A 14,908-nucleotide genomic window follows, 5' to 3' on the forward strand; every position below is an offset into this window, starting at 1 on the left:
GACATCGTCGACTCGACGCGGCCTGAGCCGAGGCGGAACATTCGCCGCCGTTGGGAGGTTGCGGTCGAGTGATGGGATGATTTCCCCGGAGCAGTGATCCTCCGTCCAGTCCCACTCGACGTTCCGGTACCTCCGGCGTCACCGTCGTCGCCCGCGACACCACGCACCGGCGACACACCCGACCCGGCCGACCGCGATGGGACGCCACACCACCGGCCGGTGGGCACGCCCACCGGGAGTAACGTGGTGGACCGCCGAGCACGCTCCGCGCCCGTCGCACGTCAGCCCCCGCGACCCGAGGACCATCGAAATGCCACCGCTTCGTTCACGAACCACGACCATCGGCCGCAATGCCGCAGGCGCACGCGCACTCTGGCGCGCCACCGGCATGACCGACACCGACTTCGGCAAGCCGATCGTCGCCATCGCGAACTCCTACACCCAGTTCGTCCCCGGCCACGTGCATCTGAAGAACGTCGGCGACATCGTGGCCGACGCGGTGCGCGCCGCGGGCGGCGTGCCGCGCGAATTCCACACCATCGCCGTCGACGACGGCATCGCCATGGGACACGGCGGCATGCTCTACTCGCTGCCCTCGCGCGAGATCATCGCCGACTCGGTCGAGTACATGGTGAACGCGCACACCGCCGACGCGCTGGTCTGCATCTCCAACTGCGACAAGATCACGCCGGGCATGCTCAATGCGGCCATGCGGCTGAACATTCCGACGGTGTTCGTCTCCGGCGGGCCGATGGAGGCGGGCAAGGCCGTCGTCGTCGGCGGGGTCGCGCAGGCGCCGACCGACTTGATCACCGCGATCTCCGCGAGCGCGAATCAGGCGGTGTCGGAGGAGGGCCTGTCCGAGGTCGAGCGCTCCGCGTGCCCGACCTGCGGTTCCTGCTCGGGCATGTTCACCGCGAACTCGATGAACTGCCTCACCGAGGCGCTGGGTCTCGCGCTGCCCGGCAACGGCTCCACCCTCGCGACGCACGCCGCGCGCCGGGCGCTGTTCGAGCGGGCGGGCACCGTGGTGGTGGACATCGCCAACCGCTGGTACCGCGAGGACGACGCGTCCGTGCTGCCGCGCAATGTCGCCGATGCCAAGGCTTTCCGCAACGCGATGGCGCTGGACGTGGCGATGGGCGGTTCGACCAACACCGTGCTGCACACGCTCGCCGCCGCGCAGGAAGGCGAGATCGACTTCGATCTGCACACGATCGAGGAGATCAGCCGCCGCGTGCCCACGCTGTCGAAGGTGTCGCCCAACTCCGACTACCACATGGAGGACGTGCACCGCGCGGGCGGCATCCCCGCCATCCTCGGCGAGCTGCGCCGTGCGGGCCTGCTGGAAACCGACGTCACCACGGTGCACAGCGCGAGCTTCGACGAGTGGCTCGACACCTGGGACATCCGCTCCGGCAAGGCCTCTCAGGAAGCCATCGAACTCTTCCACGCCGCCCCGGGCGGGGTCCGCACCACCGAGCCGTTCTCCACCGACAACCGCTGGTCGTCGCTGGACACCGACGCGGAGGGCGGCTGCATCCGCGATCTCGAGCACGCCTACACCAAGGAAGGCGGCCTGGTCGTGCTGCGCGGCAACATCGCGCCCGATGGCGCGGTGCTCAAGACCGCCGGCATCGACGAGGAGCTGTTCTCCTTCCAGGGCCCGGCCGTGGTGGTGGAGTCGCAGGAGGAGGCCGTGTCGGTCATCCTTGGCAAGAAGATCAAGCCCGGCGACGTGATCGTGGTCCGCTACGAAGGACCCGCGGGCGGCCCCGGCATGCAGGAGATGCTGCACCCCACCGCCTTCCTGAAGGGCTCGGGCCTCGGCAAGCAGTGCGCTTTGATCACCGACGGCCGTTTCTCCGGCGGCACCTCGGGTCTGTCGATCGGGCACATCTCGCCCGAGGCTGCCAGCGGTGGGGTCATCGGACTGGTCGAGAACGGTGACCAGATCCGTATCGACGTGACCAGCCGCACGCTCGAGGTCCTCGTGGACGATGCCGTGCTGGCCGAGCGCCGCGCGAAAATGGAGGCCTCCGAACGGCCGTGGCAGCCGGTGAACCGGGATCGTCCGGTGACGACCGCGCTGCGCGCATATGCCGCGATGGCCACCTCGGCCGACAAAGGCGCCGTCCGCCACGTGCCGTAGGCTTCCCCGCCTCTCCGGGTCTTGAGGCCGTACTAGTTCGGTGCGACAAGGCTTGGTCTCAGGTCCTGCGTCAGACGCGTCACGAGTTTTGGGCGTACCCGGCGAGTTACCCATGTACCTGCGAGATCAGTTGTCACCGGCGACTGGAGACACGAACGACGGAGGCCTCTTCATCCCGTTGCGGGACGAAGGGGCCTCCGGTTCGTCTGGATCAGTCGAAGGGGCCGATACCCGTCAGTGGGTTGCCACCGTGCAGGTACCAGTACGCGCCGACCGCGGCCGCAACGGCCAGCAGCAGGATGACGAAGGAGCCCGAGGCGGGGCGGATGGCCCAGCCGCGGTTGCGGTCGAAGGACAGGCGACCGGGACCGGTCAGGATGATGACGGCCGAGATGCCCGCGAGGACGCTCTCGTATTCCACCGCTCCCGGCCCGGCTTTGTACTGGAACCCGGGGGCCATGCCCTGTTTCCAAGCCCAGGCGTCCAGGATGACCGCGAGCACCGCACCGGCCGCCAACGGCGTGAACAGACCGAGGATCAGCAGCGCGCCGCCGCCGACCTCGCCCGCTGTGACCAGGATGGCGGACACGCTCGGGTGATCCCAGCCGCCGCGCTCCATCATGTCGCGGGTGCCGTCCAGGCCGGGGCCGTGGAACCAGCCGGTCAGCTTCTGCAGGCCGTGGTAGAGGAAGGTGGCGCCGACGACCAAGCGCAGCAGCAACAAGCCCAGGTCGAGCGTGCCGCGGCGGACCTCGCCGTTGCGACGGCGCAGGCGCCCCGTGTCGCTCGGCGGCGCGGGAGCGGGCGGAATGCTGGCGTATTCGTAAGTTGGCGCGGCCGTCGCGCCGGCGGTGGGTTTCCTCGCCCCCGTGCTGGGGACCTCCGGATCGAGCCCGAGTTCTTCCTCGGAGCGCGGGACGTCCTTGGACAGCTGCGGCCGCTGGGCCGGATCCACCCGCTCGAACTGCTCCGTCGGCGAGTCGTACGGGCTGGTCACTCCCCGACCGGTGGACGACACCGCCGTCTGCTCGGCCGTGGCGGGAGTGGCGTTCCCGGCCTCGGGTTCGGGTGTGTCTTTCGGCTTGTCGGTCACGGCCAATACCCTATGCCGCACCGCACCGGGGCGGGCAAGTACCGCGCGGCGTGTCAGTGCGCGCGCGACACCCCCACCCGGAAGGGCGCGGGCGACGGAATTTCCGTAACGTCTGGGCTATGAGTTTGGTTGTCGTGGGCCGCGTCGCGGCGAGCTTGGCGCTCGGCTCCGTCCTGCTGGTCGGATGCGCCCGGTTCGACGATTCGGCGTCCAGTCCGTTCACCCCGGAACCGACCCTGCACGGAGCCAACATCGACCCGAAGAAACCCAGCCAGTCCCCCACCTCGACCACCCGGCCGAGCGGCCCGTGCATCGATCCCGACCCCGCGGTGGTCGCCACCTGCTTGGACACCACCGGCGGACTGGTCACGCTCCCCGACGGCGCGCTGGTCGCCGAGCGCCGCACCGGGCGCATCCTGAAGGTGGTGCCGGATCAGCCGCCGGTCGAGATCGCCCGGCTGGACGTGGACGGCTCCGGCGACGGCGGTCTCAGCGACATCGCGCTGTCCCCGACCTACAGCGAAGACGGCCTGATGTACGCGTACATCACCACCGGCAGCGACAACCGGGTGGTCCGCATCGCCGAAGGCGGCTCCCCGAAGGACGTGCTCACCGGAATTCCGAAGGGCGCGAGCGGAAATCACGGCGCGATCGAGTTCGCCTCGCCCAACCAGATGCTGGTGCTGACCGGTGACGCGGGCAATCCCGGCGCGGCCGCATCGACGGGCTCCCTGGCGGGCAAGCTGCTGCGCGTGAACTCCCCGGTGCCCGGCCGCACCCCCGCGCCGGAGATCGCCGTCTCTGGCATCGGAACCGCCGGGGACGTGTGCCGGGACGGCAAGGACAGCATCTGGATCACCGACCGCACCGCCGCGGAGGACCGGCTGCAGCGGCTCGGCGGCGACGGCGCGGTCACCACCATGTGGACCTGGCCGGACCGCCCCGGCGTCGCCGGGTGCGCCGCCGCCCAGGACGGTGTCGCGATCTCGCTGACCCGCGCGAGGGCCCTGGCCATCGCCGCCGCCGACCCCGCCACCCACGCGGTCACCGCGACGCCGACGCTGACGGCGCAGGACAAGTACGGGCAACTCGGCGGCGCGGCGGTCGGCGCCGACGGCACCATCTGGGTGACCACGGTGAACAAGACCGACGGCCAGCCGGGACCGTTCGACGACCGCGTCGTCCGCATCCCGCCGCCGCAGGCCGGAGGCGGCGGACCGGACTGAGTTTTCGGCCGCGCGGCCGCGAACGGCGCATGCCAGGTCTCGCGCTCGGGGCGGTGCTGCCGAACGCGTCCGCGTTTTATTCGGCGATGCCGATCACGGTGAGGAAGGCGGTGGCCGCGGGGGTGCGGCTGCGGCTCCAGATGACGTATTCGATGCGGGCCGGGGCGTCGGCGACCTCGATGGTGGTCACGCCCTCGAGTTGGGGCACGTAGGCGGAGGGGAGCATGGCGACGGCGAGGCCGGGACGGACGAGCCGGGCGATGTAGTCCGCGCTGGTCACTTCGAAGGCGACGTCGCGGTCCAGACCGGCGGCCGCGAAGGCTTGGTCGGACTGGAGACGTCCGGCTGTCCCGGCCGGAAGATCCACGAAGACCTCGGAAGACAGCGTGCGCAGGTCGGTCGACCGCTGCCCGGCGAGCGGATGGTCCGGCGCGACGACGGCGACGAGCCGGTCGCGGGCGAGTTCGTGCGCGACCACGCCGCGCGGACGTGCCGTGGTCGGCAATCCGAGGAATGCGATGTCGATGGCTCCCTGCTCGACCTTCTCCACCAATTCCTCGCTCGCACCCACCCGCAAGCTGATGCGCACGTGCGGATGACGGCGGCGGAAGTCGCGCAGCGCCTCCGGGATATCCACCGCTGCGACGGTGGGGATCAGGCCGACGGCGAGCCGTCCACGTACCTCTCCGACGGCCGCGGCCACCTCGGCGGCGGCGCGGTCGGCGGCGTCCAGACACTGACGCGCGGCGGGAAGGAACGCCGCGCCCGCCGGTGTCAGGCGCACCCTGCGGCTGGTGCGCTCGAAGAGTCGGGCGCCCAATTCCCGTTCCAGACGCGCGATCTGATGACTGAGGGCGGACTGCACGACCAGGCATCGTTCGGCTGCCCTGGTGAAACTGTTCGTCTCGGCCACGGCGATCACATAGCGCATCTGCTGGAGCTCCATAGATCAATCGTGGAACACGATTGATGAAGTGACAAACATGTGTTGGACTCATTGATCGGTGCCGCGTGAGACTGCGTAGGTGAAAAGTTCAGGCATACAGGTGGTTTCCGGCGCGGACACGCCACTGGGCACCCTGCCGCGCACCGTCCTGACGGCGCTGGCTCCCGTGTCCTGGGGCACGACCTATGTCGTCACCACGGAACTGCTCCCACCGGGACACCCGCTGTTCGCTGGGCTCCTGCGCGCCTTGCCCGCGGGTTTGATCGCGCTGGCGATCACGCGGACGCTGCCGCGCGGGGCCTGGTGGGGCAAGGCCGCGGTACTGGGCGTGCTCAACATCGGGCTGCTCTTCCCGCTGCTGTTCCTCGCCGCCGAACGCCTACCGGGCGGAGTGGCCGCGACCTTGGCGGCGGCCCAGCCGCTCGTCGTAGCCGTCTCGGCCGTGGTGGTCCTGGGCGAGACGCCCTCCGCCTGGCGCCTCGCGTGGGGGGTGCTGGGCATCGTCGGCGTCGGTTTGGTGGTGATCGGGCCGAACGCGGCCCTCGATCTCACCGGGGTCGTGGCGGGTCTGGCCGCCGCGGCTTCGATGGCGCTGGGGCTGACCCTCACGAAAAGGTGGGGAAGGCCCGCCGGGATCGGTCCCACAGCTTTCGCGGGCTGGCAACTCACCGCGGGCGGCCTCTTTCTGCTGCCCCTCACGTTCTTCGCCGAAGGGCCGCCGCCGGCGATCGACGCGCCCGCTGCCCTCGGCTATCTCTGGCTCGGGCTCGTCGGCGGTCTGCTCGCGTATGTCGTCTGGTTCCGCGGGATCGGCACCTTGCCCGTCACCTCGGTCGCGGTGCTGGTCCTGCTCTCGCCGCTGGTCGCGGCCGTTCTGGGCGCCGTCCTGCTCGGCCAGACGCTCGGCCAGGTCCAACTCGTCGGATTCGGGCTCGCGCTCGCCGCGATCGTCGCGGGCCAGCTTCCCGCGCCCACCCGCTCGTCCGCTCCCGTTCCAGCACCCGAAGGGATATCGAAATGAGAATCGCCGTCGTCGGAGCCGCAGGCATGGTCGGCTCGTGCGTCGTCGACGAGGCCGCGAGCCGCGGCCATGAGGTCGTCGCCGTCTTCCGCACGGCGCGGCGGATGGCTCTGCCGCCCACGGTGACCGCCGTCGAGGGGGACGCGACCGACCGCGTCCGGATGAGCGAACTGTTCGACGGCGCCGACGCGATCGTGGCGGCGACCCGTCCCGCCGCCGGGCAGGAACACACCGTCACGGCGACCACGGCCGCCCTGCTCGACGCGGCCACCAACACCGGGACACGCATCCTCGTGGTCGGCGGCGCCGCCCCGCTCCGGGTTCCGGGACACCCCGAGCGGCTCGTGCTCGACAGTCCGGAATACGTACCGGCACACATTCGCACCATCGCCGCCGCGAGCGTCGCGCAGTGGGAAGCCTGCCGTGCGCATCCGGCCGACTGGGTCTATCTCAGCCCGCCCGCCCTGCTCGAACCCGGACAGCGCACCGGGAACTATCGACGCGGCACCACCACGCTGATCACCGGCGCCGATGCCACCTCGCGGATCTCGGCGGAGGACCTAGCCGTGGCCGTCTTGGACGAGCTCGAGAATCCGGGCGAGGACGAACATTTCACCGTCGGCTACTGAGTCGGGACCCGAACGCTCGGCACCGCACGAGCGCGTCGGCAGGGTAGGACGGGCGACCACTGACAGAGGAACGATGAGATGAAGCGCGTCCTGGTGATCGCGGCCGCCCTCGCCTGCTTCGGCGCGGCCGCGCTGGCGCCCGCGGACCGAACGGCCGACCTTCCGGTCCTCGCCGCCGAGTTCGACCTACCCGCCGGATTCCAGCCGGAGGGCATCGCCATCGGGTCGCGACCGGTCGCCTATTTCGGGTCGCGGGCCGATGGCTCCATCTACCGCGCCGACCTGGTGACCGGACGAGGCGACATCCTGAGCCCCGGGCCGGGGACACCGGCGCTCGGGCTCCAGCTCGACCACCGCGGTCGGCTGTTCGTCGCCGGTGGCACGGGAGGCGACGCCCGCGTCGTGGACACCGGTACAGGCGCGGTGCTGGCGAACTACCGCCTCGGCACGCCGCCGGACACGTTCGTCAACGACGTGGTGCTCACGCCCACGGGCGCGTGGTTCACCGACTCCCGGGCGCCCGTGCTGTACTACCTGCCCGCAGGCGCCCAGGACGACCTGCCCGCACCCGCTGCGCTGGTGCGACGCCCGCTGACCGGCGACATCCACTACGAGCCCGGAGCGATCAACGCCAACGGGATCGTGCGCACACCCGATGGCACCGGATTGATCATCATGCAGTCGGTGACCGGCCGGTTGTTCCGCGTCGACCCGGCGACGGGCGCGACACGGCAGATCGACCTCGGCGCGGAGACGCTGCCCAACGGGGATGGGCTGCTGCTGCGCGGCAACACGCTTCTGGTCGTGCAGAACCGGTCCAACACGATCGCCGTGGTCACGCTCGACCACGCGGGAACCACGGGAGCGGTCGTACGACGCGTCACCGACCCGCGCTTCGACGTGCCGACGACCGTCGCGGCGTACGAGGAGCGGCTGTACTTGCCCAACGCGCGCTACACCACGCCGCCGACTCCGACCACGTCCTACAACTTTGTGGCGGTCGCCCGCCCCTAGCCGCAGGCGGCGAGCACGAGTTCGCGAACGCGCGCCGCGTCGGCCTGGCCGCGGGTCGCCTTCATGACATCGCCGACGATCTTGCCCGCGGCCTGGACCTTGCCGGAGCGGATCTTGTCGGCGATGTCGGGGTTGGCGGCCAGTGCCTTCTCCACCTCCGCTCGCAGGGCGCTGTCGTCGCTGACCATGCCGAGGCCCTTGGCCTCGACGATCTGCGCCGGGTCGCCCTCGCCTGCCAGCACGTGGTCGACGACCTGCTTGGCCACCTTGTTGTTGATCGTCTTCGCGTCGACCAGCTTGATCACCTCGGCGACCTGGGCCGGGCTGATCGGCAACTCCTCCAGCGCGACCTCGCGTTCCTTGGCCTTCTCGGTGAGGTAGGCGACCCACCAGGAGCGCGCCTCGTTGGCCGGGGCCCCCGCGTCGACGGTGGCGATGATCAGGTCCAGCGCACCCGCGTTCACCAGGTCGCGCATCACTTCGTCGGACAGGCCCCAGTCGGACTGGATGCGCGCGCGACGCAGCCACGGGTACTCGGGGATGGTGCCGCGCAACTGCTCGACCCAGTCCGCGTCGGGCGCGACAGGCTCGAGGTCCGGCTCCGGGAAGTAGCGGTAGTCCTCGGCGGTCTCCTTGCGGCGGCCGGGCGAGGTGGTGCCGTCGGCCTCATGGAAGTGACGGGTCTCCTGCACGACCGTGCCGCCGCCCGCGAGCACCGCGGCCTGCCTTCGCATCTCGTAGCGCACCGCGACCTCGACGCTGCGCAGCGAGTTGACGTTCTTGGTCTCCGTGCGGGTGCCGAATTCCGTTGCACCGACAGGCATCAGGGAGACGTTCGCGTCGCAGCGCAGTGAGCCCTGCTCCATCTTCACGTCGGACACACCGAGCGACTTCAGCAGATCGCGCAGCGCCGTCACATACGCCCGCGCCACCTCGGGTGCGCGCTCCCCCGCGCCGGTGATCGGCTTGGTGACGATCTCGATCAGCGGCACGCCCGCCCGGTTGTAATCGAGCAGGGAGTGGCTCGCGCCGTGGATGCGGCCGGTCGCACCGCCGATGTGCACCGACTTGCCGGTGTCCTCCTCCATGTGCGCGCGCTCGATGTCGATGCGGAAGGTGCTGCCGTCGTCGAGCACCACGTCCAGGTGCCCGTTCGTGGCGATCGGCTCGTCGTACTGGCTGATCTGATAGTTCTTCGGCTGATCGGGGTAGAAGTAGTTCTTGCGCGCGAATCGGCCCCACGGCGTGATCGAGCAGTTCAGCGCCAGCCCGATCCGGATGGCCGACTCGACGGCCTTCTGGTTCACCACCGGAAGCGACCCGGGCAGACCGAGGCACACCGGGCACACCTGAGTGTTCGGCTCGGCGCCGAACTCGGTCGGGCAACCGCAGAACATCTTCGTCGCGGTGTTCAGCTCGACGTGGACCTCCATGCCGAGCACCGGCTCGAACCGGGCGATGACATCCGAGTAATCCATCAGGTCGACCGTGGGTGCGCTCATGGCCATCAGTTTAGGTAAGCGCTCGCGCCGCAGCGCAGCGGCTCTCGCGTCCCGTGGCGCTATTTCGCCGGGACCCGCTGCCGCAACCAGCCGGTGACGTAGTCGAGCACCTCGGGAGCGATGGTCGTCTCGATGGCCCCGTACTCGCTGGGACGGCCCGTCTCCGTGGGCTGCATCAGGTGGTTGAGACCCGCGAAGACGTGGACGGTCGCGTCGGGGTCGGCGGCGAGGTGGTCGCGCATCGGCTGCTCGCTCTGCGCCGGGGGCACCTGGAGATCCTTGCCGCCGAAGAACGCGAGCACCGGAACGCGCAGAGCGGAGAGGGCGGGCGCCGGATCGTAGGCGACCAAGGAGGCCAGATACGGCGTGATCTGCGCGGCCGCCTGATCGTCCGGCACGCGCTGGCCTGCGGGCAGTGCCTGGTTCTGCCGAACGGCCAGTTGTCTCGCGCCCTCGAGGTCACCCGCTTTCAGCAGGGCGGCCAGTTCGGCGGTGTCGCGGACCCGGGTCTCCACCTGGTCGGGAGGGGTGCCGTTCGCGGTGGCGAGCAAGCGCGTCTGTTCGACGAGCACGTCGGATCCGGGAACGCCCGGTCCGGCCATCAGGACGGCGAAGGCGACGCCGCTGTCGGGACGCGCGGCGACCAACGGCGCGAGGTAGCCGCCCTCGCTGTGGCCGAAGAGCCCGACCCGCGCCGGGTCGATGTCGGAGCGGGCGCGCAGGAAGCGGATGCCCGCCGCGGCGTCCTCGGCCAGAACGGTGTAGTTCGCGTCGTCCAGCTTGCCGCCGGTGCCGCCGACGCCGCGGTCGTCGGTGCGCAGCACGGCGTACCCCGCACGGGTGAAGGTGTCGGCCAGCAGCAGGAACGGCTTGTGGCCCATGAGTTCCTCATTGCGGTCCTGGGCGCCGCTTCCGGTGATCATGAGAATGGCGGGGAACGGGCCCGCGCCCTGCGGTTCGGTCAGAGTGCCCGCGATGGTGATATCGCCGCTGCGATAGGTGACATCCTCGGACTTGTACGGGAACGGCGGTTTCGGTTCCTGCGGATGGGCGGGCGGGACCACCTTGCCCCGGCTCAGTGCCAGCGGGAAGTTCTGGCCCGCCTGGTTGAGATCGCCGGTGATCCGGTCGGTTCCGGACTCGTACTTGCCGTGGAACACCGGGTCGCCAGGAATGTCCGGGACCGCGAAAGACACGCCGTTGCGGTCGGAGCTGACGTCTTTGAGTTGCACGCCGCTCATGCCCTGCGAGGGGATATCGATGGTGGCGGTGCCGTCGTCGTGGAAACTCACGCCGACCTGCACCGGCCGGCCGGGGAGCTCGACGGCGCCGTGCCAGTCACCCGTGGTCGGCTCGGGCGGATTCGACTCCGAGCACCCGGCTGCCACTGCCGTGATCACCAACAGTGCCAACGCGATCAGTCGCCCACTGCGCATGCGACTCACAGTACCGACACACGACGCCCTGCTACCGAACAGCGCGAGCGAGTTGGCCGCTCGTGCGAACTCATTACATGTACGCCGGTGAGACGCTCACACCGGAACGACTGTCAGCACCTGCTCGAGCCCATAGAAATCTTTGGGGTTACGGGTAAACAGCGACAGGCCGTGTATGGAGGCGATCGCACCGATCATCAGATCGAACTTGCGTGGCTTCGGGCTTCGTCCCCCGGCCGCCAGCAACCCGGCCATCAAAGTGAAACGGCGGGCAGCCTCTGCACTGAAAGGCAACGCTTCAAAAGTGCTTTCGAACTCTTGAAGACGTTCGGTACGTAACAACCTGCTGGTAGCGTCAGTTGCTGCGGCAACCCCCAACCCGAGCTCAGCAAGTGTCACGGTGCTGATCTTCGATACGAGCGGAAGCTGATCATCCGGGATTTCATTGAGATCGATCAACACGCATGTATCCAGGAGGCCCGAGTCCAGCCGTTCACTGGTCATCGAGCCGGTCTTCCCCGAAGATCGCATCCACCTGCGCGCGCTCCTCGACACTGCTGCCCGCGCGAGCAAAGCGAGCGAGCCGCCGCTTCAATTCAGCCGTGGTGACCTCACGCGCCGGCGCCAACGGCCGCAACTCACCCACCGGGCGACCGTTACGAGTGATGATGAAATCTTCGCCTGCTTCCAGGGCATCCATCACGGCGGCGCTTCCGTTGCGCAGTTCAGCTTGGCTGATAGTCCGAGACACATGTCGATCATAGCCCCGGATGCTATCCAGGGCTATAGGTTCGAGTGGGCCCTGCGCCCGCGCTTACCCGAAGAACGCCTCCGCCTCGCGGTAGCGCTCCGAGGGCACCCGCTTGAGCTGCTTGGTGGCCTCCGACAGCGGGACCAAGCCGATGGTGGTGCCGTGCAGCGCGACCATCTGGCCGAATTTGCCCGCGTGCACCGCCTCAGCCGCGTGCAGGCCGAAGCGGGTGGCCAGCACCCGGTCGTAGGGGGTGGGGCTGCCGCCGCGCTGCACGTGACCGAGCACGGTGGTGCGGACCTCCTTGCCGATGCGCCGCTCGATCTCCACACCGAGCTGCTGGGCGACGCCGGTGAAACGCTCGTGGCCGAACTCGTCGATACCGCCCTCGCGCAAGGTGAATCCGGAGTCCGGCGCGGGGTGCGACCCCTCGGCGACGACGCAGATGAAGTGCTTGTCGCCGCGCTGGAATCGCCGCTTGATCATGGCGCACACCTCGTCCACCTCGAACGGGACCTCCGGCACCAGTGTCAGGTGCGCGCCCGCCGCCATGCCCGCGCCGATCGCGATCCATCCCGCGTGACGGCCCATCACCTCGATGAGCATGACGCGCTGATGCGATTCGGCGGTGGTGTGCAGCCGGTCGATCGCCTCGGTGGCGATGTTGAGTGCCGTGTCGTGGCCGAAAGTGACGTCGGTGCAGTCGATGTCGTTGTCGATGGTCTTCGGGACGCCGACCACCGGCACGCCCTCGTCGGACAACCAGCTCGCGGCGGTGAGCGTGCCCTCGCCGCCGATCGGGATCAGGGCCTCGATGCCGTTGTCGTCCAGGGTCTGCTTGATCCGGCCCAGTCCGGCGCGCAACACGTCGGGGTTGGTGCGGGCGGTGCCGAGGATGGTGCCGCCCTTGGTGAGGATCCGGTCGGTGCGGTCGTCGTTGCGGATCTGGATCTTTCGGTCCTCCAATAGGCCGCGCCAACCGTCCTCGAAGCCGACGATCGCGTCTCCGTAACGGCCGTTCGCGGTACGAACGACGGCGCGGATGACCGCGTTCAGTCCTGGGCAGTCTCCGCCTCCGGTCAGAACTCCGATGCGCATGGCCGCTATCTTGCCCCTCATGTCCGATCTCGGCAGCCTCGCCCCCGTGAACGTCGCGTAACACTGACCTGGACAGATGACCTCACGCGGCCGGGCAGTGCCCCCCGTGCAGCTCGTCGAGATGCTGGGAGACGACCGTGGCGAGTTTGTCCAGAATGTTCATGCCGTCGCTGAACGATCCCGACTCGGGCTGCACCGCGACGGCGATCGCGATCTGCCCCGAGGGGACGTTGATGATCCCGAACTGCCGCACCAGGTAGTTGCCCGCGACGTCCGGCCCCCAGCCGCCCTTGAACTCGGCGCCGGTGAACTCGCCGAGACCCCAGCGCTGACTGGTGACGACCTGTTCCATCAGGGAGGTGACGCGATCGACCTGGGGCAGACAGGGCAACCGCGAGGCGAACCGCACCTGGTCGGTCAGCGACCACTCCGCCTGGCCGAAGGCCGAGTGCTCGGCACGGGCGCGGGTGGCGGGCACGACGGTCTTGCTGTCCCCGCCTTCGCGCAGGACCGACTGCACGGCCTGCGCCGCCTCCTGCGGCGTGCCCAGCGACTGCCACAGCACGTCGGCGGCGGCGTTGTCGGATTGCGTGATCGCGGCCGACGCGGCGTAGTTCGAGCTGCTCGGACTGCGGCGCAGCGCGGCGATGGTCAGCGGCACCTTCATCGTCGACCAGGCCGGACCGCTGGTCCATTCGCCGAAGGTGATCGGCTGCTCGCCGCCGACCGGCACGATGGCCATGCCCAGCTTCCCGCGCACGCCCGCAGCGAGCTCGGCATAGCTCGCGGCCAAGGTGCCGGGCACGATGATGGACAGACCCTTCTGGTCGGTGCGCGCCGCGGCCTCGGTAATGGTGGGTTCGCTCGACGAGTCCTCGGCGCGGTTGGTTCCGCACGCGGCTACCAGAGCCGCGGCAAGCGCCGCACAACCGAGGACGTTCAGGACTCTGCGGAATCGATCAGTAGACATTTTCGGCACATTCTTCTCGCGAACTCCCGGCCCGCCGACCGGCGACCGCGGCGGCAGGGGCGCGGCCTCGGGTCGACTGACTCTTGTCTCCCCGCCCAATGACGACAGCGCGGTCAACAAGCATGGACACCTCCACCTACCCGCCCGATGTCGCCGAGCGGCCGGGTTCGGAACCGGCGCTCGACGCCGCCCTCACCCGAGAACTGCTTCTCGTTATCCCGGAGAACGTACTAGATGAATTGATTACGCCCCAGTTCACCGAAAACTCCTGACCGCCACGGCCACTGCCGAACGGGTCCGCGCATGCCGGTCGTGCTCAATAGCATTCAAGTATCACCGCAGGACTATTGGGGTGCCGGAGGTGCATCCGCAATGGCGTGGCTTTCGGCGAGCACGTTTGGCGGGCTTCACGACACGGTGCACTCGGGCTCGACGGGAAGCACATCCCGACGCTCGGCGCAAGCCCCTGAGACGACCTCCGCCACCCGGGCTCGGCGGCCACCGCCCGGGTCGAGTCCGGCCGAGGGTCGGCCGCATGCACGTTCGCCGGCCCACAGCCGTCGACTTCCAGTTCATCGGACACCACGGGCATTTCCGTACCGGATGACCATCGAGCACTGCCGCCCGATGCGGAGCAATCTTCGCGCAGCCGAAATAGCGATCTTTCAGCAACTCCCCCAGCGGCGTTCTGGAACCGTCGCATCGACTCGCACGGGCCCGATGGCGTCAATATGCCACTTCGGCTATATTGCCGATATGGCATCTACGTTCGAGGCGCTGGCCGAGCCTCGCCGCCGGGAGATCCTGGACCTGTTGCGCGAGCGGGAGCGACTGGTCGGCGACTTGGTCGCGGAGCTGCGATTGGCTCAGCCCACGGTGTCCAAGCACCTGAAGGTCCTGCGCGGCGCGGGCTTGGTGGATGTCCGCCAAGACGCGCAGCGCCGGTGGTATCGGGTGCGGGCGGAACCGCTGACCGAGATCGAGGCCTGGCTCGCGCCGTACCGGCGGATGTGGGAGACCAGCCTCGACGCCCTGGAACGTCATCTCGACGCCATGCCCGACGAGAAAGG

The 14,908-nt window shown here is 69.3% G+C and carries 15 protein-coding genes; 7 read left to right on the plus strand and 8 right to left on the minus strand.

Features of this window, described 5'->3' with window-relative positions:
- The first annotated feature begins 310 nt into the window (after positions 1 to 310).
- On the plus strand, positions 311 to 2,152 hold the full coding sequence (gene ilvD / locus ON21_RS19400; RefSeq protein WP_039799662.1) for a dihydroxy-acid dehydratase: 1,842 nt from the start codon (positions 311 to 313) through the stop codon (positions 2,150 to 2,152).
- A gap of 211 nt (positions 2,153 to 2,363) precedes the next feature.
- On the opposite strand, the gene ON21_RS19405 is transcribed toward ilvD, so the two are convergent.
- A complete protein-coding gene (locus ON21_RS19405; protein WP_039799663.1) occupies positions 2,364 to 3,245 on the minus strand; it encodes a DoxX family protein in 882 nt (293 codons plus the stop codon).
- A gap of 119 nt (positions 3,246 to 3,364) precedes the next feature.
- Between ON21_RS19405 and ON21_RS19410 the strand changes: the two genes are divergently transcribed.
- The gene (locus ON21_RS19410; protein WP_039799664.1) at positions 3,365 to 4,471 is read left to right on the plus strand and encodes a PQQ-dependent sugar dehydrogenase; all 1,107 of its coding nucleotides are present in this window, start codon (positions 3,365 to 3,367) and stop codon (positions 4,469 to 4,471) included.
- 76 nt (positions 4,472 to 4,547) lie between these two features.
- On the opposite strand, the gene ON21_RS19415 is transcribed toward ON21_RS19410, so the two are convergent.
- A complete protein-coding gene (locus ON21_RS19415; RefSeq protein WP_039799665.1) occupies positions 4,548 to 5,417 on the minus strand; it encodes a LysR family transcriptional regulator in 870 nt (289 codons plus the stop codon).
- 79 nt (positions 5,418 to 5,496) lie between these two features.
- On the opposite strand from ON21_RS19415, the gene ON21_RS19420 reads away from it, so the two are divergent.
- The 3 genes from ON21_RS19420 to ON21_RS19430 all read left to right on the plus strand — a co-directional run bounded on the left by ON21_RS19420 (position 5,497) and on the right by ON21_RS19430 (position 8,081).
- Positions 5,497 to 6,438: an EamA family transporter gene (locus ON21_RS19420; protein WP_245562655.1), complete on the plus strand. Its 942-nt coding sequence runs from the start codon at positions 5,497 to 5,499 to the stop codon at positions 6,436 to 6,438.
- Positions 6,435 to 7,067 carry an NAD(P)-dependent oxidoreductase gene (locus ON21_RS19425; protein ID WP_039799666.1) on the plus strand — a complete coding sequence of 211 codons (633 nt, stop codon included), beginning with the start codon at positions 6,435 to 6,437 and terminating at the stop codon, positions 7,065 to 7,067. The genes ON21_RS19420 and ON21_RS19425 overlap by 4 nt, the downstream gene beginning before the upstream one ends.
- A gap of 78 nt (positions 7,068 to 7,145) precedes the next feature.
- Positions 7,146 to 8,081 (plus strand): SMP-30/gluconolactonase/LRE family protein, encoded by a 936-nt coding sequence (locus ON21_RS19430; protein ID WP_039799667.1) that lies wholly within the window; start codon positions 7,146 to 7,148, stop codon positions 8,079 to 8,081.
- Here ON21_RS19430 and gatB read toward each other — a convergent pair.
- The 6 genes from gatB to ON21_RS19460 form a co-directional block, all read right to left on the minus strand.
- Complete coding sequence (gene gatB / locus ON21_RS19435; protein ID WP_083880740.1) at positions 8,078 to 9,583, minus strand: Asp-tRNA(Asn)/Glu-tRNA(Gln) amidotransferase subunit GatB; 1,506 nt, start codon at positions 9,581 to 9,583, stop codon at positions 8,078 to 8,080. The two genes, ON21_RS19430 and gatB, sit on opposite strands and share 4 nt — an antisense overlap.
- Before the next feature lie 59 nt (positions 9,584 to 9,642).
- Entirely contained in the window at positions 9,643 to 11,019 is a 1,377-nt protein-coding gene (locus ON21_RS19440; protein WP_039799670.1) for an alpha/beta hydrolase family protein, read from the minus strand.
- 96 nt (positions 11,020 to 11,115) lie between these two features.
- Positions 11,116 to 11,481 carry a type II toxin-antitoxin system VapC family toxin gene (locus ON21_RS19445; protein ID WP_245562656.1) on the minus strand — a complete coding sequence of 122 codons (366 nt, stop codon included), beginning with the start codon at positions 11,479 to 11,481 and terminating at the stop codon, positions 11,116 to 11,118.
- Between the two features lie 31 nt (positions 11,482 to 11,512).
- Positions 11,513 to 11,770, minus strand: a complete 258-nt coding sequence (locus tag ON21_RS19450; RefSeq protein WP_039799673.1) for a type II toxin-antitoxin system Phd/YefM family antitoxin — start codon at positions 11,768 to 11,770, stop codon at positions 11,513 to 11,515.
- A 63-nt stretch (positions 11,771 to 11,833) separates the two neighbouring features.
- Positions 11,834 to 12,868 carry an ATP-dependent 6-phosphofructokinase gene (locus tag ON21_RS19455; protein WP_039799674.1) on the minus strand — a complete coding sequence of 345 codons (1,035 nt, stop codon included), beginning with the start codon at positions 12,866 to 12,868 and terminating at the stop codon, positions 11,834 to 11,836.
- Positions 12,869 to 12,950: 82 nt separating this feature from the next.
- On the minus strand, positions 12,951 to 13,838 hold the full coding sequence (locus ON21_RS19460; protein ID WP_039799675.1) for a serine hydrolase: 888 nt from the start codon (positions 13,836 to 13,838) through the stop codon (positions 12,951 to 12,953).
- Positions 13,839 to 13,960: 122 nt separating this feature from the next.
- Here ON21_RS19460 and ON21_RS38515 point away from each other — a divergent pair, with 122 nt between their 5' ends.
- On the plus strand, positions 13,961 to 14,110 hold the full coding sequence (locus ON21_RS38515; protein ID WP_157170885.1) for a hypothetical protein: 150 nt from the start codon (positions 13,961 to 13,963) through the stop codon (positions 14,108 to 14,110).
- Between the two features lie 484 nt (positions 14,111 to 14,594).
- On the plus strand, positions 14,595 to 14,908 hold a 314-nt coding region (locus ON21_RS19465), incomplete at its 3' end, for an ArsR/SmtB family transcription factor (RefSeq protein WP_039799676.1).

It is taken from the genome of Nocardia araoensis NBRC 100135 (assembly GCF_000308435.1).
In the GTDB taxonomy this organism is placed as follows: Bacteria; Actinomycetota; Actinomycetes; order Mycobacteriales; family Mycobacteriaceae; genus Nocardia; species Nocardia araoensis.

Bases quoted from the DNA above. Each gene is read 5' to 3' on its own strand.
- ON21_RS19425 (WP_039799666.1), top strand. From the start codon at position 6,435: ATGAGAATCGCCGTCGTCGGAGCCGCAGGCATGGTCGGCTCGTGCGTC.
- ON21_RS19440 (WP_039799670.1), bottom strand. From the start codon at position 11,019: ATGCGCAGTGGGCGACTGATCGCGTTGGCACTGTTGGTGATCACGGCA.
- ON21_RS38515 (WP_157170885.1), top strand. From the start codon at position 13,961: ATGGACACCTCCACCTACCCGCCCGATGTCGCCGAGCGGCCGGGTTCG.
- ON21_RS19410 (WP_039799664.1), top strand. From the start codon at position 3,365: ATGAGTTTGGTTGTCGTGGGCCGCGTCGCGGCGAGCTTGGCGCTCGGC.
- gatB (WP_083880740.1), bottom strand. From the start codon at position 9,583: ATGAGCGCACCCACGGTCGACCTGATGGATTACTCGGATGTCATCGCC.
- ilvD (WP_039799662.1), top strand. From the start codon at position 311: ATGCCACCGCTTCGTTCACGAACCACGACCATCGGCCGCAATGCCGCA.
- ON21_RS19430 (WP_039799667.1), top strand. From the start codon at position 7,146: ATGAAGCGCGTCCTGGTGATCGCGGCCGCCCTCGCCTGCTTCGGCGCG.
- ON21_RS19455 (WP_039799674.1), bottom strand. From the start codon at position 12,868: ATGCGCATCGGAGTTCTGACCGGAGGCGGAGACTGCCCAGGACTGAAC.
- ON21_RS19460 (WP_039799675.1), bottom strand. From the start codon at position 13,838: ATGTCTACTGATCGATTCCGCAGAGTCCTGAACGTCCTCGGTTGTGCG.
- ON21_RS19415 (WP_039799665.1), bottom strand. From the start codon at position 5,417: ATGGAGCTCCAGCAGATGCGCTATGTGATCGCCGTGGCCGAGACGAAC.